At 71.1% G+C, this 19,823-nt stretch carries 16 protein-coding genes; 4 read left to right on the forward strand and 12 right to left on the reverse strand.

Going from position 1 to position 19,823, the window contains the following annotated elements; genetic code table 11:
• Nucleotides 1–70 precede the first annotated feature (70 nt).
• Nucleotides 71–1,702, forward strand: a complete 1,632-nt coding sequence (locus tag EZH22_RS04965; RefSeq protein WP_203194649.1) for a sensor domain-containing diguanylate cyclase — start codon at nt 71–73, stop codon at nt 1,700–1,702.
• Nucleotides 1,703–1,730: 28 nt separating this feature from the next.
• Here EZH22_RS04965 and EZH22_RS04970 read toward each other — a convergent pair whose 3' ends face one another.
• The 4 genes from EZH22_RS04970 to EZH22_RS04985 all read right to left on the reverse strand — a co-directional run bounded on the left by EZH22_RS04970 (nt 1,731) and on the right by EZH22_RS04985 (nt 4,893).
• Nucleotides 1,731–2,606, reverse strand: coding sequence for a C40 family peptidase (locus EZH22_RS04970; RefSeq protein WP_203194650.1), 876 nt, complete (start codon nt 2,604–2,606; stop codon nt 1,731–1,733).
• Nucleotides 2,607–2,611: 5 nt separating this feature from the next.
• Nucleotides 2,612–3,979: a leucyl aminopeptidase family protein gene (locus tag EZH22_RS04975; RefSeq protein ID WP_203194651.1), complete on the reverse strand. Its 1,368-nt coding sequence runs from the start codon at nt 3,977–3,979 to the stop codon at nt 2,612–2,614.
• 244 nt (nt 3,980–4,223) lie between these two features.
• Nucleotides 4,224–4,712 (reverse strand): A24 family peptidase, encoded by a 489-nt coding sequence (locus tag EZH22_RS04980; RefSeq protein ID WP_203194652.1) that lies wholly within the window; start codon nt 4,710–4,712, stop codon nt 4,224–4,226.
• A 16-nt stretch (nt 4,713–4,728) separates the two neighbouring features.
• The gene (locus EZH22_RS04985; protein WP_203194653.1) at nt 4,729–4,893 is read right to left on the reverse strand and encodes a Flp family type IVb pilin; all 165 of its coding nucleotides are present in this window, start codon (nt 4,891–4,893) and stop codon (nt 4,729–4,731) included.
• 226 nt (nt 4,894–5,119) lie between these two features.
• Here EZH22_RS04985 and EZH22_RS04990 point away from each other — a divergent pair, with 226 nt between their 5' ends.
• Nucleotides 5,120–6,076, forward strand: coding sequence for a pirin family protein (locus EZH22_RS04990; RefSeq protein ID WP_203194654.1), 957 nt, complete (start codon nt 5,120–5,122; stop codon nt 6,074–6,076).
• A gap of 3 nt (nt 6,077–6,079) precedes the next feature.
• On the opposite strand, the gene EZH22_RS04995 is transcribed toward EZH22_RS04990, so the two are convergent.
• Together EZH22_RS04995 and treS are read right to left on the reverse strand one after the other, a co-directional pair.
• Nucleotides 6,080–6,403, reverse strand: a complete 324-nt coding sequence (locus EZH22_RS04995; protein ID WP_203194655.1) for a hypothetical protein — start codon at nt 6,401–6,403, stop codon at nt 6,080–6,082.
• 70 nt (nt 6,404–6,473) lie between these two features.
• A complete protein-coding gene (gene treS / locus EZH22_RS05000; protein ID WP_203194656.1) occupies nt 6,474–9,758 on the reverse strand; it encodes a maltose alpha-D-glucosyltransferase in 3,285 nt (1,094 codons plus the stop codon).
• A gap of 544 nt (nt 9,759–10,302) precedes the next feature.
• Here treS and EZH22_RS05005 point away from each other — a divergent pair.
• Entirely contained in the window at nt 10,303–10,548 is a 246-nt protein-coding gene (locus EZH22_RS05005; protein WP_203194657.1) for a hypothetical protein, read from the forward strand.
• 300 nt (nt 10,549–10,848) lie between these two features.
• Nucleotides 10,849–12,117, forward strand: a complete 1,269-nt coding sequence (locus EZH22_RS05010) for an MFS transporter (RefSeq protein ID WP_408647716.1) — start codon at nt 10,849–10,851, stop codon at nt 12,115–12,117.
• Nucleotides 12,118–12,228: 111 nt separating this feature from the next.
• Here EZH22_RS05010 and ppk2 read toward each other — a convergent pair whose 3' ends face one another.
• From ppk2 to EZH22_RS05040, 6 genes are all read right to left on the reverse strand, one after another.
• Complete coding sequence (gene ppk2, locus EZH22_RS05015) at nt 12,229–13,056, reverse strand: polyphosphate kinase 2 (protein WP_203194658.1); 828 nt, start codon at nt 13,054–13,056, stop codon at nt 12,229–12,231.
• A 42-nt stretch (nt 13,057–13,098) separates the two neighbouring features.
• Nucleotides 13,099–13,578 carry a hypothetical protein gene (locus tag EZH22_RS05020; RefSeq protein ID WP_203194659.1) on the reverse strand — a complete coding sequence of 160 codons (480 nt, stop codon included), beginning with the start codon at nt 13,576–13,578 and terminating at the stop codon, nt 13,099–13,101.
• Nucleotides 13,579–13,774: 196 nt separating this feature from the next.
• Nucleotides 13,775–14,023, reverse strand: a complete 249-nt coding sequence (locus EZH22_RS05025) for a hypothetical protein (protein WP_203194660.1) — start codon at nt 14,021–14,023, stop codon at nt 13,775–13,777.
• A 318-nt stretch (nt 14,024–14,341) separates the two neighbouring features.
• Nucleotides 14,342–16,504, reverse strand: coding sequence for a 3'-5' exonuclease (locus EZH22_RS05030; RefSeq protein WP_203194661.1), 2,163 nt, complete (start codon nt 16,502–16,504; stop codon nt 14,342–14,344).
• Nucleotides 16,501–16,959 carry a response regulator transcription factor gene (locus tag EZH22_RS05035; protein ID WP_203194662.1) on the reverse strand — a complete coding sequence of 153 codons (459 nt, stop codon included), beginning with the start codon at nt 16,957–16,959 and terminating at the stop codon, nt 16,501–16,503. The genes EZH22_RS05030 and EZH22_RS05035 overlap by 4 nt, the downstream gene beginning before the upstream one ends.
• A gap of 88 nt (nt 16,960–17,047) precedes the next feature.
• The gene (locus EZH22_RS05040; RefSeq protein WP_203194663.1) at nt 17,048–19,780 is read right to left on the reverse strand and encodes an ATP-binding protein; all 2,733 of its coding nucleotides are present in this window, start codon (nt 19,778–19,780) and stop codon (nt 17,048–17,050) included.
• Between the last annotated feature and the right edge of the window lie 43 nt (nt 19,781–19,823).

Consider the following 19,823-nt stretch of genomic DNA (forward strand, 5'->3'; position numbering starts at 1 on the left):
TTTAGTAGTTGGTCTGAAACCTGGTGGTTCGCCCCACCGAGCGTTGTTCCTCGGGGAGCAGGGCCGAGCGATGGTCGAAGTGAGTGGCGCGGATTCGCCGGCCGGGGACCGCCCTCAGCGATCGAGCCTGCGTCGACGCATCCTCGTCCTCATCCTGCTCGTGGCTTTCCCGCTCTCCGCCGAGCGCATGCTCGCCCTCCTGTCCGACCGGCACGACCTCATCGTCGGCGTGGAGGACGACGTGCGCGATCTCGCCCGCCGCGCCACGCTGGCGCAGATGGAGGGGCTCACCCGGGCGCGCACCGTGCTCGACGTGGTCTCGCGGCAGGCGCCGGACCTGCTCAAGGAGCCGGCGGAGTGCGTACGCTACGTCACCCGGCTGGCGGATGAGGTCGCCGGCATACAGGGGGTCTACGTCGCCGATCCCTCCGGCCAGGTGCGCTGCGCCCATCTCCCGCTCGCCATGGGGGTTAATCTCTTCGACCGCGCCTATTTCCAGGAGGCGCTGGCCGGAGACGACGTGGTCATGACCAACCTCACCGTGTCACGCGTCAGCGGCCGCAACTCCGTGTTCCTGCTGCGTGCCGAGCGCGGCGCCGACGGCCGGCCCAAGACGGTGACCGGGGTTTTGGTCGACCTGCAATGGCTGTCGCGGATCGCCGCCGGCAGCGCGGTGGAATCCGGCGCCGTGGTGGACGTGGTGGCGGACGGCGGCACGGTGCTGGTGCGCTATCCGGCGCAGGCGGACATCGTGGAGCACCATTTCCCCGACCATCCGCTGACCCGCGCCATCCTCGCCGCCGACGAGGGCATCGTCACCGCGCCGGGCTATGACGGAAAGGAGCGGATCTTCGCCTTCAGCCGCTTCGAGGGGCTGGACCTGCGCGTGGTGGTGGGCATGGAGACCGCCAAGGTGCTCGCGCCCATCGACCGCAAGATCCTTGCCACCGCGGTGGCGCATTTCGTGGCGCTCGCCTGCTTCCTGCTTCTGGCCTGGGTGGCGGCCGAGCACCTGGTGATCGCGCCCATCACGCGCCTGGCGCGGGCGGTTGCGGCGGTCGGACGCGGCGAGGCCACCCGGGTGAAGGACGTGGGGGTGCGCGAGTTCACGCCGCTGGTGCAGGCCTTCGACGAAATGGCGCAGCGCCTGTCGCAGCGCAACAGCGAGTTGCGGACCATCAACGGACGGCTCGCCTCGCTGGCGCGCACCGACGGCCTCACCGGCCTCGCCAACCGCCGGACCTTCGACGTGCAATTCTCGCAGGACTGGGTGCGGGCGCGCGCCGACGCCACGCCGCTCACGCTGGTGATGCTGGACGTGGACCATTTCAAAGCGTTTAACGACACCTTCGGCCACGTGGCCGGCGACGAGGCCCTGCGGTCCGTCGCCCGCATGCTCTCGGCGGCCGCCGCCGGCACCTCGCATCTCGTCGCCCGCTACGGCGGGGAGGAGTTCATCGTCCTCATGTCCGGCGCACGGCTCGAAGCGGGGGTGGCCTTCGCCGACGACGCCCGCCGCCTGCTCGCCGAACTGGCCATCGCCCATCCCGGCGTGCCCCGGCGCCGGCTCACCGCGAGCCTGGGCGTCGCCTCCACCGTGCCGACGCCGGAGGGCAGCCCGGACGCGTTGGTCGCCGCCGCCGATTCGGCACTGTACGAGGCCAAGCGGACGGGGCGGGACCGGGTGGTCACCCAGGCCTGAGGGCCGGGCCCCGCCGCGCGCAACGCGGTCAGGGCGCCGGAGCAAGCCTGCGGATACGCCGCAGGGCAAGCCCCGCATCGCCGATGCGGGCCACCGCCCCGGCGCGCGATTCGCGGGCCACCGCCATGTGGAAGGCGTTGGCGTGCAGCAGCGTCTCTTCCGTCTCGGCGATGGCCACATGGCCCGGCCAGAAGAAGAGGTCGCCCCGCCGCACCGGGCCGCCGAGAGGCACCTCCTCGCCCAGCGCCGCCTCCTGCATGTCGCTGTCGCGCGGGGCGGCGATGCCGGCCGCGGCGAGCGCCGACTGGACCAGCCCCGAACAGTCGATGCCAAGGCTGGAGCGACCGCCCCAGAGATAGGGCACGCCAAGGAAGCGCGCCGCGACCGCAACAAAATCGTTCTCGCGCGCGTCGATCGGGGCGAGATGGACCAAAGGCAGGAAGCCGTCCGGCGTCACCGCGAAGGCGCCGCGGACCTCCCGCACCGCCACCCGGCTGCCCATGACCAGGGCCTCGCGCGGCGGCAGCTTGATGTCCGGGCCGGGGAACACGAAGGTCCGCAGCGCCACAACCTTGTGGGTGGGGGTCGCGGCGAGGGGGGCGAGGGCATCGCTGGGCAGGTAGCCCACATAGTGGTCGGCGTCGAGCTGGACCCAGGACCAGCCCTCGCCGTCGGTCTCGAACACCCGCGCCGTCTCGCCGAACAGCGCCTCGGTCTCGAGCGGGGCATCGCCGGCGCGACGGCGGCGCAGCGGCGCGGCCGGAACCGCGATGCGCCGGGCCTCCCCCGCCACGTAGCGCGGGGCGGAGACGATGCCTTCCAGTTCCGCAGCGGCCAGATCGGGCCGGGCCGGGGTGAGGCGGGGGTCGAGGCCGGTGGCGGCCGCGGAGGAGGAAACGGGCATGGCGGTCAGCCGTAGCGCTCGGCAAGGAGCGCGTCGAGGGCACGGATGGTCTGCGCCTCCCCGCCCTCCGGCCGCCCCGGCCGCGCGCTCGGGTTCCAGGCGAAGATGTCGAGATGCAGCCAGGAGCGAGCCGCGCTCACGAACTTCTCCAGGAACAGGGCGGCGGTGATCGCCCCGGCGAAGGCGCCCGAGGAGACGTTGTTGGTGTCGGCCACCTTCGAATCGAGCATGCCCGCATAGGGTGCCCACAAGGGCAGGCGCCACAGCGGATCGGCCTCCGCTGCCGCATGGCGGGCAAGGTCCGCGGCGAGGGCCTCGTCATGGGTGAAGGCCGGGGGCAGCTGCGGGCCGAGGGCGACCCGCGCCGCACCGGTGAGGGTGGCGAAATCGACGATCAGCTCGGGCGCCTCCTCGTCGGCCAGGGCCAGGGCGTCGGCCAGCACGAGGCGGCCTTCCGCGTCGGTGTTGCCGATCTCCACCGACAGGCCCTTGCGGCTCTTCAGCACGTCGCCCGGCCGGAAGGCGGCACCGGCGACGGAATTCTCCACCGCCGGGATGAGCACGCGCAAGTTCACCTTCGCCTTGCGGGCGAGCAGCAGGTGGGCGAGGCCGAGGGCGTTGGCGGCGCCCCCCATGTCCTTCTTCATCAGCAACATGGCGGCGGAGGGCTTGAGGTCGAGCCCGCCGGTGTCGAAGCACACGCCCTTGCCCACCAGCGTCACCTTGGGGTGGGCCGGATCGCCGGCGCGGATCTCCAGCAGGCGCGGCGCGCCCGTGGCGGCGCGGCCCACCGCGTGGATCAGGGGGAAGTTCTGGGCCAGCAGGGCATCGCCCACGATGGAGCAGAAGCCCGCGCCGTGCCGGGCGGCGAGCGCGCGGGCCGCGTCCTCCAGCTCGGCCGGGCCGAGGTCGTTGGCCGGGGTGTTCACCAGGTCGCGGGTGAGCCGGACCGCCTCCACCGTCCGCGTGAGGGCGGCGACGTCCACCCCCTCCGGCGGCACCAGGTGCACCGCCCGCGCCGGGGCGCTCCTGTAGCGGGAGAAATGGTAGGTGCCGAGGGCGAAGGCGAGGGCGGCGAGGCGGGGCTCGGCGATCTCGCCGACGAGCCGCCAGTCGCCGGCGGGCAGGAGCGCGGGCAGCGCGCCGGTGGCGAACGCATCCGCCCGGGCGCCGCCGGCGACGCCGAACAGGGCGCCGGCGACGGTCCCGTCGGGGCCGGGGGCCAGGAGGAACTTGCCCGCCTCGCCGGCAAAGCTGGCGGCCTCGGCGAAGCGCCGGACGCTCTCGGGAAGGTCGGCGGCGGCAAGGCTCTCCCGCGTGACGCACCACACGGGACGGGCGGCATCGGCCGCCGACGAAAGGCAATCAAGCATGTCCATACCTCTCCGGCACCGGGCGGCGCCGGGCGCATCGGGCACGCGGCGGGACGGTGCCGCATCCTGCCGCCGCCTGTCCGGCGGACCGGGGTGGCGGAGGCGAACGTTGCACTGGAGCCGTCTCTAGATCGTTTTCACGCCGGGTTGAATCGCGAAAGCATTCCGGCCTGCCGGTTCACTGCGCTTTTCTTCGCGCGAAAAGGCCCCGGCCGCCCGCCGTCCGGCCACGACGGGCACCGGATCAGCCGATCCGCATCAGGCTGGAAAACGGCAGGAGGATGAGGCCTGCCCCGGCGAGGGCGACGCCATAGGGCAGCGTGTGGGTGCGGGCGAGGGCGACGATATCGCTGCGGAAGCCGGCATGGCGGCGTTCCGCCACCACCCCGAGGGTGAGCAGGGCGCCGATGATGCCGGTCGCCATGGCGAACAGCGGCACCTGGACGGGATCGATCCACAGCATCAGCGCGCCGGCGAGCTTGGCATCCCCCGCTCCCAGCAGTTTTTCCGCGAACAGGGAGAAGCCCAGCGCGGTCACCGCCCCGGCCAGAAGCAGGCGCAGGGAGAGATCGGGCACCGGCATGGCGAGGCACAAGGCGCCGAATCCCGCGACCAGCGCCGCCACCACCAGGTTGGGGATGATGCGGCGGGCCAGATCCGCCCCGATCACCGCGCACAGGGCAGTCGGATAAAGGCCGAGCAGGATGAGGTCTGTCACCTCCAGATGCGCCATGGGCCGGCTCCCGCCGTCAGTTTCCGGCCGAGGCGGCGGTCGCCTGGAGGCGGGAGAAGGTGGAGGCGATCTGCACCAGGACGGTGACGATGGCGATGGACAGGCCGGCGGCGATCAAGCCGTACTCGAGGGCGGTCGAGCCGTCCTCTTCGCGGATGAAGCGTGAAAAGAGAAGCTTCATGGACGTTTGTTCCCATGGCCCTGCGGCACGGGCGCCGCGGTGGAGCCGACGCTAGGGGCGGCCCCTTGCGGGGAAGTAAAGAATGCGGCCCCGGCATGGTCGGCCGACCGCCCGGCTGCGCGCAGGGTTAATGCTCCCCTCCCGTATCCGTGACCAGCGCCCCTTTGACCTCGCGCCGGCTTGCCGGCACCTTCGGCGGCGGCGTTCCCGCAGCGAGGTGCGTGCGATGAGCTTTTCCCCCTGTCCCGATCCCCTGCCGGGCGACACCGCGAGCTGCGATGCGGTGGAGCTGGTGATCGTGCCGCGTGCCCGCGACATCGGTGGCATGGAAGTGGCCCGCGTGCTGCCGTCCACCCACGGCTGCATGATCGGCCCCTTCATCTTCTTCGACCGAATGGGGCCGGTGCGGTTCTCGGCGCACCAGGCCGAGGACGTGCGCCCACATCCGCATATCGGCCTTGCCACCGTCACCTACCTGTTCGACGGCAGCATGATCCACCGCGACAGCCTCGGCACCGAGCGGGTGATCGAGCCGGGCGCGGTCAACCTCATGACCGCCGGACGCGGCATCGTGCATTCCGAGCGGCACGACGCGAGCGTGAAGGCGCGCGGCGGCGACCTGTTCGGCATCCAGAGCTGGATCGCCCTGCCCAAGGCGCGGGAGGAGGATGCCCCGGCCTTCCTGCATGCGGGCGTGGAGGCGCTGCCGGAAGTCTCCGACGGAAAGGTCACCGCGCGCGTCATCCTGGGAAGCGCCTTCGGCGCCACGTCTCCCGTCGCCCTCGCCTCGCCCGCCACCTATGCGGAGGTGAAGCTCGGGGCCGGCGCCAGCCTGCCCATCGACCCGACCCAGGAGGACCGGGCCCTGTTCACCCTGGAGGGCGAGGTGGAGGTGGACGGCGTCGCCTTCCCGCCGGGCCAAATGCTGGTGATTCGCCGGGGCCTGGCGACCCAGGCCCGCGCCCTCACCCCCGCCCGCCTGATGCTGATCGGCGGCGAACCCCTGGATGGGCCGCGCTACATCTGGTGGAACTTCGTCGCCTCGGAGCTCGACCGCATCGAGCACGCGAAAGACGCGTGGCGCCGGGGGCGCTTCGACCTGATCCCCATGGACCACGACGAATTCATCCCCGCCCCCGCCGATGGCCCCGGCCATCCCCGGCCGCAGATGCCCCGGCGCTGAAGGTCACGGCATCGGGCAGTCGTCGGCGTCGGCGTCGGCGTCCGGCCCGTGGGGCTGGACGATGGATGGCGGGTCGCTCGCCGGGAAACTCTCGTCGAGGGCTTCATCGAGGGTCCGCGAGTCCCGGGCCTTGCGCTCGCACGTGGCGGCGGTTGCTGCGGCGGCCGTGGCCGCAGTTGCGCCGGCCGCTTCCGCCTTCGGCGCGGCCGGGGGCGTGGCGCGCGCGATGGCGGGCGGATCGCTGGCGGGGAAGCTCTCCGCCAGGGCCTCGTCGAGACGCGCGTCGGCCTCGGCTTTCGTTGTCTGGGCGGCAGTCCGGCTGGTCACGGCACATCTCCTTGCGGGAAGAAGGCCCCGCAAGGAGATGAACGACGCCGGGGCCGCGTACGTTCCGGGCTCAGGCCGGCTGCGCCGCCTCCTCGGCCACGCTTGCCTGCGTCAGGCGCTCCGCCTGCCGCAGGAGGCCGCCGAGGAGCGCCGCGGCAAGCTCCGGACGCGTCTCGCCGGCGTCCCGCACCTGCCGCGCCAGCGCCTCCAGCAGGAAGGCGTCGGCGAGGGACCGCCCGGACGCGGCAAACGGGGTGCGTTCGAGATAGGCCCCGACGATCGCCCGCTCCGCCCGGGCGCGAAAGGCGGAAAGCAGCTCCATGCGCAGGGCCGGCGCATCGCGCGCGCTGCCCGCCTCGCCGATGGAGATGCGCGCCACTGCATGATCGAGGGAAGCCAGCAGTTGCGCCAGGTCGCGCCACGGGCACTGCTTCGCCCGCGCCCCTTCCGGCGCGCCGTCGATGCCGCCCTGGGCACCGACGATCACCGCCTCCCCGCCGGTCACCAGCACATGGCCGAGATCGAAGCGCCCGTGGATGCGGATGAGCGGCGCCGGATCCTCCCGGAACAGGGCGGCGAGCCGGTCCTCGAGGCCGGGACGCAGCCGGTCGAGGGCGGCGAGCCCCGCCACGACCGCGGCGTCCGGCGCAGGCATGCCGGCCAGGCTGTCGAGGGCGGCGGCGAACATCACCCGGGCCTGCGCGCGCCAGGCGGCGAGCGCCTCGCGTCCCGCCGTCTCCGGCGCGAAGGCGGGATCGGCCAGCGGCGCCGCCAATGCGGCGTGCAGCTCGGCGAGGCGCCGGCCGACGCTGCGCAGCAGCGGCACCACGCCGGCGAGCTCCTCCTCGAACCGGTGGTGACCGCCGTCCGCGGTGGCGGCGGCGGCGTCGAGGGCGCGCTGCACTTGGGCCATGGTCCAGTCGGCGGCGTTGCCCTGGTTGCGGACGAAGCCGTAGACGAGCGCCACCGGCGCCCGCGCGCCGGCCTGGTCGTTGCGGGTCACCGCGCCGAGCAGGGTCGGGGCGGGGGCGAAGCCGACGGCGCCGAGATGGCGCGCCATCTCCTCCTCGCCGGTACGGCCGAACTCCACCCGGCGGAACAATTTGACCACCACCTGGTCGGTGAGCGCGAGGCTGGCCGCCGGCTCGTCCGCATCGGCGAGCTCGGCCGGGGCGGCCCGCTCCACCTCGACGCCGTCGAGGCGGTCAGTGGGCGAGAACGAGAGGCTGCCGCCGTCCGGCAGCGGCACCGGCGTCTTGTCCTTGAGCGCGCGGACGACGCCGTGGGGCAGGCCATCGAGCACGGCCGCGTCGGTGAGGAAGCCGACCCGCCGGCCCTGCCGCACGCGGGTGAGCGCCAGGGACTCGGCGATGGCGGGCGGGTGCTGGTCCTCCCAGGCGATGCACAGGGGCATGAGGTAGCGCTCGAGACGGCCGCCGAGGTCGGCCTCGATCTCGGCCAGCGCCAGCTCCCGCTGGGTTCCGGGCAGGCGCATGGCCCAGGCGATGCGCACCGCGCCGATCTCCGAGGCTCGCCCCGCGAACCAGCGCCGGCGGGCGAGGTAGCCCGGCAGCGCCTCCCGCTCGATCATCGGCCGGTGGCGCTCCGACAGGGCGTCCATGAGCCCGTCGCGCACCACCAGCGTGGCGAATTCCGGCAGCGCCTCGGGCGCGGGATCGCGCCAGGCCGGCTCCAGCGCCGTCACCGAGAGCCCGAAGGCATAAAAGCCGTAGGGCGGCAAGGTGAGGGCGAGGGGCGCCCGGCCGAGGGCCGGCAGCGACGTGCCGCTGACGAGATCCACCGGCACGCGGCGGTCGAACTCCGGCAGGTCCAGCTCGACGCCCTGGAGGGTGTGGGCGAGGTTGGCGACGCACAGCACCACCTCGCCGTCATGCTCGCGCAGATAGGCGAGGATGCGCCGGTTGCGCGGGAAGACGAGGCGGAAGGCGCCCCGCCCGAACGCCAGGTGCTCCTTGCGCACGGCGAGGAAGCGCCGGGTCCAGTTGAGCACCGAATGGGCGTCCCGCTGCTGCGCCTCCACGTTCACCGCCGAAAATCCATAGAGCGGATCCTGGATCACCGGCAAAACGAGCCGCTCGGGATCAGCCCGGGAGAAGCCGCCATTGCGATCCGGCGACCATTGCATGGGGGTGCGCACGCCGTCGCGGTCGCCGAGATGGATGTTGTCGCCCATGCCGATCTCGTCGCCGTAATAGATCACCGGCGTGCCGGGGAGCGTCAGCAGCAGGGAGTTCATCAGCTCCATGCGCCGCCGGTCGCGGGCCAGCAGCGGCGCCAGGCGGCGGCGGATGCCGAGATTGATGCGCGCCCGCCGGTCCGCCGCATAGACGCTCCACAGATAGTCGCGCTCGGAATCGGTGACCGTCTCCAGCGTCAGCTCGTCATGGTTGCGCAGGAAGATGGCCCACTGGCAGGTGGGCGGGATCTCGGGGGTCTGGCGCAGGATGTCGGTGACCGGAAAGCGGTCCTCCTTGGCGATGGCCATGTACATGCGCGGCATGAGCGGGAAGTGGAACGCCATGTGGCACTCGTCCGCCGCCGGACCGAAATATTGCTGCGTGTCCTCCGGCCACAGGTTGGCCTCGGCGAGCAGCATGCGGCCGCGGTAATGGGCGTCGAGATGGGCGCGGATCTTCCGGAGGATCGCATGGGTCTGCGGCAGGTTGGCGCAATCGGTGCCCTCGCGCTCGACGAGATAGGGCACGGCATCGAGCCTAAGCCCGTCCACCCCGAGGTCGAGCCAGAAGCGCATGATGGAGAGCACGCGCTCCAGCACCTCCGGATTGTCGAAGTTGAGATCCGGCTGGTGGGAATAGAAGCGGTGCCAGTAGAACTGGCCGGCCACCTCGTCGAAGGTCCAGTTGGACTTCTCCACGTCGCAGAAGACGATGGGCACGCCCGGATAGCCCTTGTCGTCGTCGGCCCACACGTAGAAGTCGCGCTCGGGGCTGCCCTTCGGTGCCCGCCGCGCGGCCTGGAACCAGGGATGCTGGTCGCTGGTGTGGTTGATCACCAGCTCGGTGATGACGCGCAGGCCGCGCGCATGCGCCTCGGCGATGAAGCGGCGCGCCTCATCCATGGTGCCGTAGTCCGGCGACACGCCCTCGTAGAGGGAGATGTCGTAGCCGTCGTCGCGCCGGGGCGAGGGATAGAAGGGCAGCAGCCAGACCGCGGTGGCGCCGAGGTCGGCGATATAGTCCAACTTCGAGATCAGGCCGCGAAAGTCGCCGATGCCGTCGTCATTGGCATCAAAGAAGGACTTCACGTGGAGCTGGTAGATGATCGCGTCCTTGTACCAGAGCGGATCATCCCCGGCGGTGACGGGCTCAGGCATGAAGGCAGGCCCTTTCGTTGGGGCGACGCAGGCGCTTCGCACGGGGAAGGGTCGGGGCGGAAAGTTGCGGGGCGCGCAGGGGCACGTCAGTCCTTGAACCGTGGATGTCGGGCCCGAGGCCCGTCTCCTGCAAACGCGCCTGGAGCGTGGCGGTTCCGAATGCCGTCTCGATGAGGAAAGCCGAAGAATGGGGCAGCCGGACGGCATGCGGGGGTATGCCGTCCGGCTGGCGCGCTCCGAGGATGCGGCATGCTCCCGGCCCGCGCGCCCCCTTCTCCTCCTGCCCGGCGCCCGCGGCATCCCGAAAACGAAGGATGCGGGGACCTCGAATTTTTTTTGAAACCGCGGGAACCCGGCGGCGGATCCGGCGTTTTCCAGGTCAAGCGGGCCTCGGGAGCCTCCGTGCCCGCCTATCCGGTCATGTGCGTCGTGAAGTCGGCCTCCCCTGAACGCGGGAAGCGGCCGCCAGTCGTGACCGGGCACAACAAGAACGCAGTCCGAACGCTGCCCCGTCCACGGCTGCCTCACATACGGAGGATCGAACATGTTTGAAGCCGCGCGCCGACCGTTGAAGATCTGCGTTGATGGTTCCTGCATTGTGCTGCGCTCGCTCGACGACGCCATCGGCTTCGTGCGCGCGCACCCCGTCGGTGAGCACGCCGAGATGCTGCTGGACCAGATGGAGGCCGCCCGCCTGCCGGATCTGCAACGCCGCGCCTGGGTGGCTTTCGAGACCTTCGCCGATGCCATGAAACTGGTGCCGGCCGATGCCAGCCGCCGGCTGATGTAGGCGCTTTCCGGCTTTTGCATCTCTTCCCCGAGGCCCTTTCCTCGTCCCCGATGCTCTCGTGGCGGCGCCTCCCGGTGCCGTGGCGGGGGCGTTCACACGTCCGCGGCGGCCTCCGGGCAGGCCCATGCGCCGCGTGGGAAGCGCATCGGCAGCAAATGCATTTGGGTTATGTTGCGCTGCGATATAGATTGAGGTGATGCGTCGGACGGCGCGCCTTCGGATCGGTCGCGCCTGCGCTCCCGGCCGGAAGGCGCCGTGCGGTTCGACCGCCCCGGTACCCTGCCCCGCCCGGTGATCTTCATGGCCCAACCGCCCAGCGGCGGCGCGTCGTCGGCGACGATGCCCGTCCATCCCCGTCTGCCGCTGCTTGCCCTCGGTGCCGCCGCGTTCGGCATCGGCACCACCGAATTCGTCATCATGGGCCTGCTGCCGGAAATGGCGGCGGAGCTCTCCGTCACCATCCCGCAGGCTGGCCTGCTGGTGACCGGCTACGCCCTTTCGGTGGCCTTCGGCTCGCCCTTTCTCGCCGTAGCGACGGCGCGCATGGACCGCCGCCACGCGCTGCTGGCGCTGATGGGTGTCTTCATCCTCGGCAATCTCCTGTGCGCGCTCGCCCCCGGCTACTGGCTGCTGATGGGCGCGCGGGTGCTCACCGCCCTGTGCCACGGCGCCTTCTTCGGCCTCGGGGCGGTGGTGGCGGCCAGCCTCGTCCTGCCGGGGCGCAAGGCGCAGGCCATCGCCATGATGTTTGCTGGCCTCACCCTCGCCAACGTGCTGGGCGTGCCGCTGGGGACGGCGCTGGGCGAGGCGCTCGGCTGGCGCAGCACCTTCCTCGCCGTGGTGGCGATCGGCTTTGCCGCCGCCGCGGCGCTCGCCGCCTTCCTACCGCGCCACATGCCCGTGCCCGCCATGAGCCTGAGGCAGGAAGCACGTTCCCTGGGCAGCGTGCAGGTGATGCTGGCGATGGGGATTTCCATCGCCTCCTCGGCGAGCCTGTTCAGCGTCTTCACCTATATCGCGCCCATCCTCCAGCAGGTCACCGGGATCAGCGTCCACGGCACCACGGCGATGCTGCTGCTGTTCGGGGTGGGGCTGACCTGCGGCAACTTCCTCGGCGGCCGGCTCGCCGACTGGCGGCTGATGCCCACCGTCATCGGCACGCTGTGCGTGATCATCCCGCTTTTGTGCCTGTTCGCCTTCACCAGCCACGGACCGGGGCCGGCGGCGGTGACCCTGTTCGTGTGGGGCGTGCTCGCCTTCACGCTGATCGCGCCGCTGCAGATGCGGGTGGTGAACGAGGCGGCGCACGCGCCCAACCTCGCCTCCACCGTCAACCAGGGCGCGTTCAACCTGGGCAACGCCATCGGCGCCTGGGCCGGCGGCCTCGCGCTCACCCTCGGCCTGCCCTATGGCGAGCTGCCCTTCATGGGCGCGGCCATTGCCGGCCTCGCCCTGGGGCTCGCGGCGCTGTCCCACGCCCTCGACCTCAAGGCTCGGCGCGCGCCGGCCAGCCGGAGCGGCGACCCGGCGGAGCCCGCCGAGCCCGCCTTGGGCGGACGCCTGTCCTAGCGCGGATCGACATTCAGATCGACCGGCGGCCGAAGAAAAACGCGGACACTGAAGGTCGACCGGTCCTCGTCCTGGATCACATTGTCCGCAGGCGTCCACCCTGGCGGAGGGTCAGTACCGCTCGGGCACCCGGTGGCGGGCATAGTCCGCCTCCTGGTAGCCGTGCGACTTCTGCCGCTTGGGCAGCTCGATCTTCTCCCGCGGCACCTCCTCGTAGGGGATGCGCGAGAGCAGGTGCGAGATGATGTTGAGCCGCGCCCGCTTCTTGTCGTCCGAGTGGGCGACGAACCAGGGCGCCCACTGGGTATCGGAAGCCTCGAACATCTCGTCCCGCGCGCGGGAATAGTCATACCAGCGCGAATAGGATTCCAGATCCATGGGCGAGAGCTTCCACACCTTGCGCGGATCGTCGATGCGGCTCTCCATGCGCCGCGTCTGCTCCTCCTCGGACACCTCCAACCAGTATTTGATGAGGATGACGCCGGATTCGACGATGGCCTTCTCCACGAACGGCACGGAGGCGAGGAACTTCTTCGCCGTCTCCTCCGGGCAAAAGCCCATGACCCGCTCGACCCCGGCCCGGTTGTACCAGGACCGGTCGAAGATAACGATCTCGCCCGCCGCCGGCAGATGCGGCACGTAGCGCTGGATGAACATCTGCGACTTCTCGCGGTCGGTGGGCGGCGGCAGGGCCACCACGCGGAAGGTGCGCGGGCTCACCCGCTCCAGGATCGCCTTGATGACGCCACCCTTGCCGGCACCGTCCCGCCCCTCGAAAATCACGCACACTTTCGCGCCGGTATGCTTGGCCCAGAGCTGCAGCTTCACCAGCTCGCCATGCAGCGCCTTCAGCTCCTGATCATAGGCCTTGCGGGTCAGCGGCGCGTTGGCCTCGCCGTCGGCGCTGACGGCGTGTTTCTTCTTCTTGTCCTTGGACATCCGTCCCTCCCCTGGCAATCCATCCGATGCCTGCCGCCCGGATCAGGCCCAGCTCAGGAAAAAGCCCACGTCGCCCGGCATGCCGTTCGGCCAGTCGATGATCATGGCTTTCAGCTTGTAGTGGCCGGCGCGCAGATGGTCGCGCCACAGCTCGTAGGCCTGCCGCGGGCGTCCGGTGAGGCTGTCCGGCCAGCCGTCCTCCGCATTGTTGATGGCGCGCCCCTTGTCGGAGCACAGGGTGTTCGGAAAGCGCATCACCATGATCTCTGTCTCCCCGCGCTGGGCGGCGAGGCGCATCTTGGTGCGCAGGTTCTCGGAGATCTGGTGCAGCCGCTCGGGCGTGAGGTCCACCGGCTGGGAGAGGGTCTTGATGAGCTCCTCGCGCGCCTTCTCGGCGCGGTCCATGGCGGAGAGCTCCTTGGTGAGCTTCGACTGCTCGATTTCCTGCATGTAGGACCGCAGGTCGTCGGCGCTCATGAAGGTCTCGTCCCCCAGGATGCGGTGCGTGCCGGTCTCGGCCATGGCGTCCTCCCTCTGTCCGTTGTGAATCGGGACGCCAGTTTCGTCTCGGGCGGACCGGCGTCCTTGTCCAATATCAACACTTTCTCGGGGCAACGGAAAACCCCTCCCTGGGCTGAGGTTCGATCGCACCACACCCACGGAAAAAGCCGGCGCGGGAGGCCCGCGCCGGCTTTTTCCAATGCGTGCGGAATGTGGATCAGACGGCCGCGAACACCTCGGCCGGAATGCGGAAGAAACCGCGGCCGTTGGCCAGGGTACGGTAATACGGGGCCGCATGGAGGTAGAGGCGCTCAAACCAGGCCTTCGGCGCGACGCCCTCCGGGAGGCGGTCGATGGTGAACACCTCGGCATTGGGGTTGAAGCGGACATGGATGAGCACGTCGTCCACCTTCTGGACCGGAGCTTCGTCGACGGGCAACTCAACGCGCTTGGCAAGGGCACTCATCACATCGTCTCCTCTGGAAGGGATCATCAAAATCACACGGGGACGCCGAGCTTCGCCGCCGTCGAAAACAGCGGCGCCGCACCTCTGTGGGCGTGAAGCCGCCCGTTGCCCGGCCGTCCGCAAATCCTTGCGTTCCACCGGTTTTGCCCGAAGACCCTGTCAACCCCGCGAGGCTAGGAGAGGGGGAACGGCTATTCTTTGATCGCGATCAATCCGTGGGCGGCGGCCCTGCGCCCGCCCGCGCGACAGGCGGTCGCAGCCGGGTCCGCACGGGACCATTCGGCCGCTCCCGTCCGGCGCAGGCCGGCCGATCGAAGTTCAGTAGCGCAGGCGGGCGTAGTAGGAGGTCTGCGCCGCGGCGCGGGCCTGCCCGAGGGTGAGGATGCCGCGCTGGCGCAGCAGCGGCAGCAGCTTCAGGAAGATCTCCGCCGTCGCGAGCGCGTCGCCCAACGCGGTATGGCGGCCGGCGACGGCGACGCCGAGCCGCGCCGCCATGGCCTCCAGGCTGTGGTTGTCCTCCCCCGGATGGACGACGCCGCCAAGCAGCAGGGTGTCGAGCACCGGCTGGTCGAACCGCACGCCGGTCGCATCCGCCTTGAGGGTCAGAAAACGCAGGTCAAAGGCCACGTTGTGGCCCACCAGCACCGTCTCGGCGGCAAAGGCGTGAAAGGCGGGCAGCACGGCGGCGAGCCGGGGCTTGCCGCGCACCATCTCCGGCCGGATGCCGTGCACGGCAATGCCGGCCTCGGGGATGGAGCGCTCGGGGTCCACCAGCTGGTCGAAGCATTCGCTGGCGAGCAGGCGCCCGTTGACGATGCGGGTGGCGCCGATCTGCAGGATCTCGTCGCCGCCGGCGGGGTCGAGGCCGGTGGTCTCGGTGTCGAACACCGTGTAGGCGATCTCGCCGAGCGGCTGGTCGTCGCTCTCGCGGCTCTGGGCGCTGGCGGCGAAGAGGTCGAAGTCGTAATAGGCCGGGCGGCTTTCGCCGGGCGCCGGGACCTCGGGCGCGACGCCGGCCGCCACCGGCAGCAGGAAGCGGAAGCAGGCGCCCGCGCCATCGCGGGCGTGCTCCAGCCACAGCTCGCCGCCATGCCGTTCCACCACGTCGCGCACCGACAGGGGAGAAGGGGCGTCCCCCGCCTGCATGGGGCTCGTCTGCCAGCCGGTGAGGCGACGCCCCGGCGCCCCGGTCCCGCTCCAGGCCAGGTCCAGATGGGCGCGCCCGCCGGCCGGCGCGAGCCGCAGCGCGAGGTCCGGCTCGCCCACTGCCTCCACCAGCCGCGCGGCGAGGAAGGCCAGCGCCTTGATGAGGGCAAAGCTGTCCACGCTGAGCCAGATGTCGCCGTCCACCGCGTCGGTCGCCACCCGACGCCCGGTCTCGGCGGCAATACGCTGGGCGGCCGCGGCGACGAGGTCGGCGCCCAGCATGTCCTGCAGCGGCCAGCGCGTCTTCATGTCCTGCGAGGCGGTGGCGGCCAGCGCGGTAAGCCGCGCGCTCATGGCACCGACCTCGTCGCGCACCACCGCCTGGAAGCGCTCCCGGTCAGCCGGATCGAGGTCGGGATAGTCGAGCATGTCGAGGGCCGCCTGCATGCTGGCGAAGGAGGCGCGGCTCGCCTCCGACAAATCGAGCCAGCGGCGGTCCTGGCGGGACTGGGCCTCATACTCCTCGGTGATGTCGTCGAGCAGCAGCACGAACCCGTTGATCGCCGCCGTCTGGTCCGCCCCCGCCCGCACCGGGGCGAGGGACACCTGGATGAGGTGGCCGAGCGGCGTGGTGGTGACAAACCGCGCCGAGGCCCGCGCGTCGCCTCGGGCGATGCGCGCCTCGATGCCCTCGCGCGCATGGTCGATGAGGGCCCGGTCGATGACCGCGTGGATGGAGCGCCCGAGCCCGATCAGCTCCGCCCCGCCGGCGCCGCCCGGGGCCGGCGACAGGCGGCGGAAGAGGCCGCGCGCCCGCGCATTGTAGAGCAGGATCCGCCCTTCGAGATTGAGCACCACCACCGATTGCGCGAGCTCCGCCATCAGGGCGGCGAGCTGGTCGCGCTGGACCGCCACGTCGCGGCTCGCATCCGCCACCAGCCGGGCCATGTCCTGCTCCAGGGCGCGGCGCTGCCCGGCAAGGGCGTTGACCGCCTCGGCGAGGACCCGCGTCCCGGGGCTGCCCTGCGGGGTGACATCGGGACCCGCCGCATCGCCGGCGAGCACCCGCGTCGCGTCGGCGAGGCGGGCGGGCGCCTCCACATAAGCGGCATGGAGGCGGCGGGCGAGAAGGCCCAGACCGGCAGCGGCGAGAAACCACCACAGCACCACCAGCATGCCGTGGCTGTCGACGAGGGGCGCGAGGGCCGCGACGACGCTCGCCCGCTCGTCCTCCCCCAGCGCCGCATAAAGGAGGCCCGCGCCGAGCACGAACCAGAGGCCGAGGATCGCGCCCGGCGTCAGCACGGCGAGGACCAGACGCCGGCCAGGGCTCATGCCGGCGCGTCCCCTGCCGATGCCTCCCTTGCGGGCGTGTCCCTCGCCAGCATGTCCTTCACCTTCTGCACCAGCTCGCGGGTGGAGAAGGGCTTGGTGACGTAGGCGTCCGCCCCCGCGCCCACGCCGCGCGCCATGTCGGTCTCCCGGCCCTTGGCGGTGAGCATGACGATGCGGGTACGGCAGACATCCGCATCGGCGCGCACCGCCTCGCACACGTCGAAGCCGCTCATCCCCGGCATGGTGGCGTCGAGAAGGACCAGGCAGGGGTGCTCGCGGCGGATGGCCTCCAGCGCCTCGCGGCCGTCACGGGCGACGCGCACGTCGAAGCCCTCGCGCTTCATCATGAATTCCAGCGAGACGACGATATTGGGCTCGTCGTCGGCGATGAGCACCTTGGCGACGCGGCTGGAATGCGGGGCGGGCCCCGGCTCGGGGATCAGTTCGGGCTCCATGGCGTGTCCTCCCTTTCTTGCATCGGTCCTGTCCGGGACGGGTCCGATGGACGTCGTTCAAGCGATGCCGATGCGGGATGAGCGCAGCTCATGTCCCATCGGGATGTGAACGCAGGGGCAGTCGGAACGCGAAGCATGCGCCGCTGCCCTCTTGTTGGTCCAGCCACATCCGCCCGCCGAGATGTTCCACGATCTGGCGGCTGATCGGAAGCCCGAGGCCGGTGCCGGGCGGCCGGGTCAGGGCGTCGCCGCCCTGCCGGAACTTCTCGAATATGGTGTCGCGGTCGGCCGGCGGCACCCCCGGCCCGTTGTCCTTGACCGCCACCACGAGGCTGTCGCCGTCTAAGGCGAGGCTCACCGCGATGCGGCCGCCCTGCGCCGGCACGAACTTCGTGGCGTTGGAGATGAGGTTGAGCATCACCTGCGTCAGCCGATCGGGATCGGCGCGCAGAAGGGGCACCGCGTCGGGCGCCGTGAAGGTGATCTCGGCGCCGCGGCTGCGGGCCAGTTCGGCGGTGGCCTTCACCGCGTCGCCGACGAGGCGGCGCAGGTCCACGTCGGCGCTGTTCCATTCGGCCTGGCCGGATTCGATCTTGGCCATGTCCAGCACCTGGTTGACGAGCCGCCCGAGGCGCTCGCTCTCGCCGACGATAATGGCGAGGAACTCCGCGCGCTGCGCCGCCTCCATGTCCGGCGCGTCGAGCATCAGTTCCGACAGGGCGCGGATGGCGGTGAGCGGGGTGCGCAGCTCGTGGGTGACGGACGACATGAAGTCGTCCTTCAGCTCGTCCAGCGTCTTCAGCTGCGCGTTGGCGGCGGTGAGATCGGCCGATGCGACCTCCAGCGCGCGGGCATAGACGCGCAGCTGCGAGGCCTCGCTGAGGATCTCCATCACGTCGGCGGTGCCCAGCGGCTCCTCCTCGGCCACCGCCGCCACCAGCACCCGGGCCGAGGCGCTGCCCACCGCGCCGGCGAGCCGCCGCTCCACCCGGTCGACGAGGCGGGCGTCGGCGGTGAGGTCGGCGACCTCGGAGACGCCGCTCTCGCGGGCATGCTCGGCGAAGATCTGCCGCGCCGCCTCCGGGCCGAGCAGGCGGCTCGCCAGCGCCATCAGGTCGGCCGGGCGGGCGCGGCCGCGCCAGAACACCGGCTCTTCGGTGCCGGCCGCCCGGCCGCGCGCGAACACGTCCACGAACAGCAGCGCCTGGCTCGCCTCCCGTCCCGAGGGCCCCCGCCACAGGGACAGGGCCACATAGAGAGAGACGTTGACGAGAAGGCTCCAGAACAGGGAGTGGGACAGGCTGTCGAGCCCGGACAGCCCGAATAGCCGTTCCGGGGCCAGGGCTGTGAGGCCGAACGGGCCGTGGAGGAGGAAGCCGTCGTCGATCCAGCCGGATTTCGCCACCGAGGGCAGCATCAGGGTATAGGCCCAGACCAGGAAGCCGCCGCCAAGGCCACAGACGGCCCCGAGGCGCGTGCCGTCGCGCCAGTACATGCCGCCGAACAAGGCGGGCGCGAACTGGGCCACGGCGGCGAAACTGATGAGGCCGATGGAGACCAGCGCATAGGCCTCCCCCGCCACCTGGAAATAAAGGTAGCCCAGCAGCAGGATGCCGAGGATGGCGGCGCGGCGGATGTTGAGCAGCAGCCGCGTGAGGTCGCCCCCGGCCCGCGCGCCGAACGCCTTCAGCCGCAGCAGCGAGGGCATGACCAGGTCGTTGCATACCATGGTGGAGACGGCGATGGTCTCCACGATCAGCATGCCGGTGGCCGCCGACAGCCCGCCCACATAGGCAAACAGCGCAAGGCCGGCCGCGCCATGGGCGAGGGGCAAGGAGAGCACGAAGGTTTCCGGATCCGCGCCCTTCGGCCCGAACAGCACCATGCCGCCCAGCGCCAGCGGCAGCACGAAGATGTTGATGACCAGGAGATAGGCGGGGAACACCCAGGCGGCGCGCTTCAGGTGCCGCTCGTCCACGCACTCCACCACCATCATCTGGAACTGCCGCGGCAGCAGCAGCACCGAGAGCATGGAGAGCAGGGTGAGGGTGAACCACTGGGCATAGCCGAAGCTGCCGGCCCCGCCTTCGCCGCCGAGCCGCAGCAGGGATTTCAGCTCGGGCAAGGCCTGGGCGCGCGCCCAGATGTCGGCCATGCCGTCGAACAGGCCCCAGGTGACGAACACCCCCACCGCCAGGAAGGCGAGGAGCTTGACCAGGGATTCGAAGGCCACTGCCGCCACCATGCCCTCGTGCCGCTCGGCGCTGTCCAGGTGGCGGGTGCCGAACAGGATGGTGAACAGGGCCAGCGCCAGGGTCACCAGCAGCGTGCCGTCCTGCCACCAGGCGGGGCCCGCCGCGCCGTGCGCCGTGCCGGAGCCGGTGAGCAGCACGTAGCCGGAGGACACCGCCTTCAGCTGCAGCGCGATGTAGGGGACGATGCCGACCACGGTGATGAGCGTCACGACGGCGGCGAGCAGCGGGCTCTTGCCGTAGCGGCTGGCGATGAAGTCGGCGATGGAGGTGATGCGGTAGGTGTGGGCGATGCGGATCATCTTGCGCACCACGATCCAGGCCAGGAGCATGGCCAGCATGGGCCCGAGATAGATGGGCAGGAACCAGACGCCGGTGGTGGCCGCGCGCCCGACGCTGCCGAAATAGGTCCAGGCGGTGCAGTAGACCGCCAACGACAGGGCGTAGATCCAGGCGTTGCCGATCACCGAGCGGCCCTGCGCCGCCCGCCGGTCGGCGAAGGCGGCGACGGCGAACAGGAGCGCGAGGTAGCCCACCGCCGCGCCCACCACCACAGGCGCCGGGATCATGGCGCCCTCCCCCGGCGGACGGGCGCGGACACGACCCGGGAGA

Origin of the sequence: Xanthobacter dioxanivorans, from assembly GCF_016807805.1 — a bacterium.
Taxonomy (GTDB): domain Bacteria; phylum Pseudomonadota; class Alphaproteobacteria; order Rhizobiales; family Xanthobacteraceae; genus Xanthobacter; species Xanthobacter dioxanivorans.

Bases quoted from the DNA above. Each gene is read 5' to 3' on its own strand.
- EZH22_RS04965 (WP_203194649.1), top strand. From the start codon at position 71: ATGGTCGAAGTGAGTGGCGCGGATTCGCCGGCCGGGGACCGCCCTCAG.
- EZH22_RS04970 (WP_203194650.1), bottom strand. From the start codon at position 2,606: ATGCCCGTTTCCTCCTCCGCGGCCGCCACCGGCCTCGACCCCCGCCTC.
- EZH22_RS04975 (WP_203194651.1), bottom strand. From the start codon at position 3,979: ATGCTTGATTGCCTTTCGTCGGCGGCCGATGCCGCCCGTCCCGTGTGG.
- EZH22_RS04980 (WP_203194652.1), bottom strand. From the start codon at position 4,712: ATGGCGCATCTGGAGGTGACAGACCTCATCCTGCTCGGCCTTTATCCG.
- EZH22_RS04985 (WP_203194653.1), bottom strand. From the start codon at position 4,893: ATGAAGCTTCTCTTTTCACGCTTCATCCGCGAAGAGGACGGCTCGACC.
- EZH22_RS04990 (WP_203194654.1), top strand. From the start codon at position 5,120: ATGAGCTTTTCCCCCTGTCCCGATCCCCTGCCGGGCGACACCGCGAGC.
- treS (WP_203194656.1), bottom strand. From the start codon at position 9,758: ATGCCTGAGCCCGTCACCGCCGGGGATGATCCGCTCTGGTACAAGGAC.
- EZH22_RS05005 (WP_203194657.1), top strand. From the start codon at position 10,303: ATGTTTGAAGCCGCGCGCCGACCGTTGAAGATCTGCGTTGATGGTTCC.
- EZH22_RS05010 (WP_408647716.1), top strand. From the start codon at position 10,849: ATGGCCCAACCGCCCAGCGGCGGCGCGTCGTCGGCGACGATGCCCGTC.
- ppk2 (WP_203194658.1), bottom strand. From the start codon at position 13,056: ATGTCCAAGGACAAGAAGAAGAAACACGCCGTCAGCGCCGACGGCGAG.
- EZH22_RS05020 (WP_203194659.1), bottom strand. From the start codon at position 13,578: ATGGCCGAGACCGGCACGCACCGCATCCTGGGGGACGAGACCTTCATG.
- EZH22_RS05025 (WP_203194660.1), bottom strand. From the start codon at position 14,023: ATGAGTGCCCTTGCCAAGCGCGTTGAGTTGCCCGTCGACGAAGCTCCG.
- EZH22_RS05030 (WP_203194661.1), bottom strand. From the start codon at position 16,504: ATGAGCCCTGGCCGGCGTCTGGTCCTCGCCGTGCTGACGCCGGGCGCG.
- EZH22_RS05035 (WP_203194662.1), bottom strand. From the start codon at position 16,959: ATGGAGCCCGAACTGATCCCCGAGCCGGGGCCCGCCCCGCATTCCAGC.
- EZH22_RS05040 (WP_203194663.1), bottom strand. From the start codon at position 19,780: ATGATCCCGGCGCCTGTGGTGGTGGGCGCGGCGGTGGGCTACCTCGCG.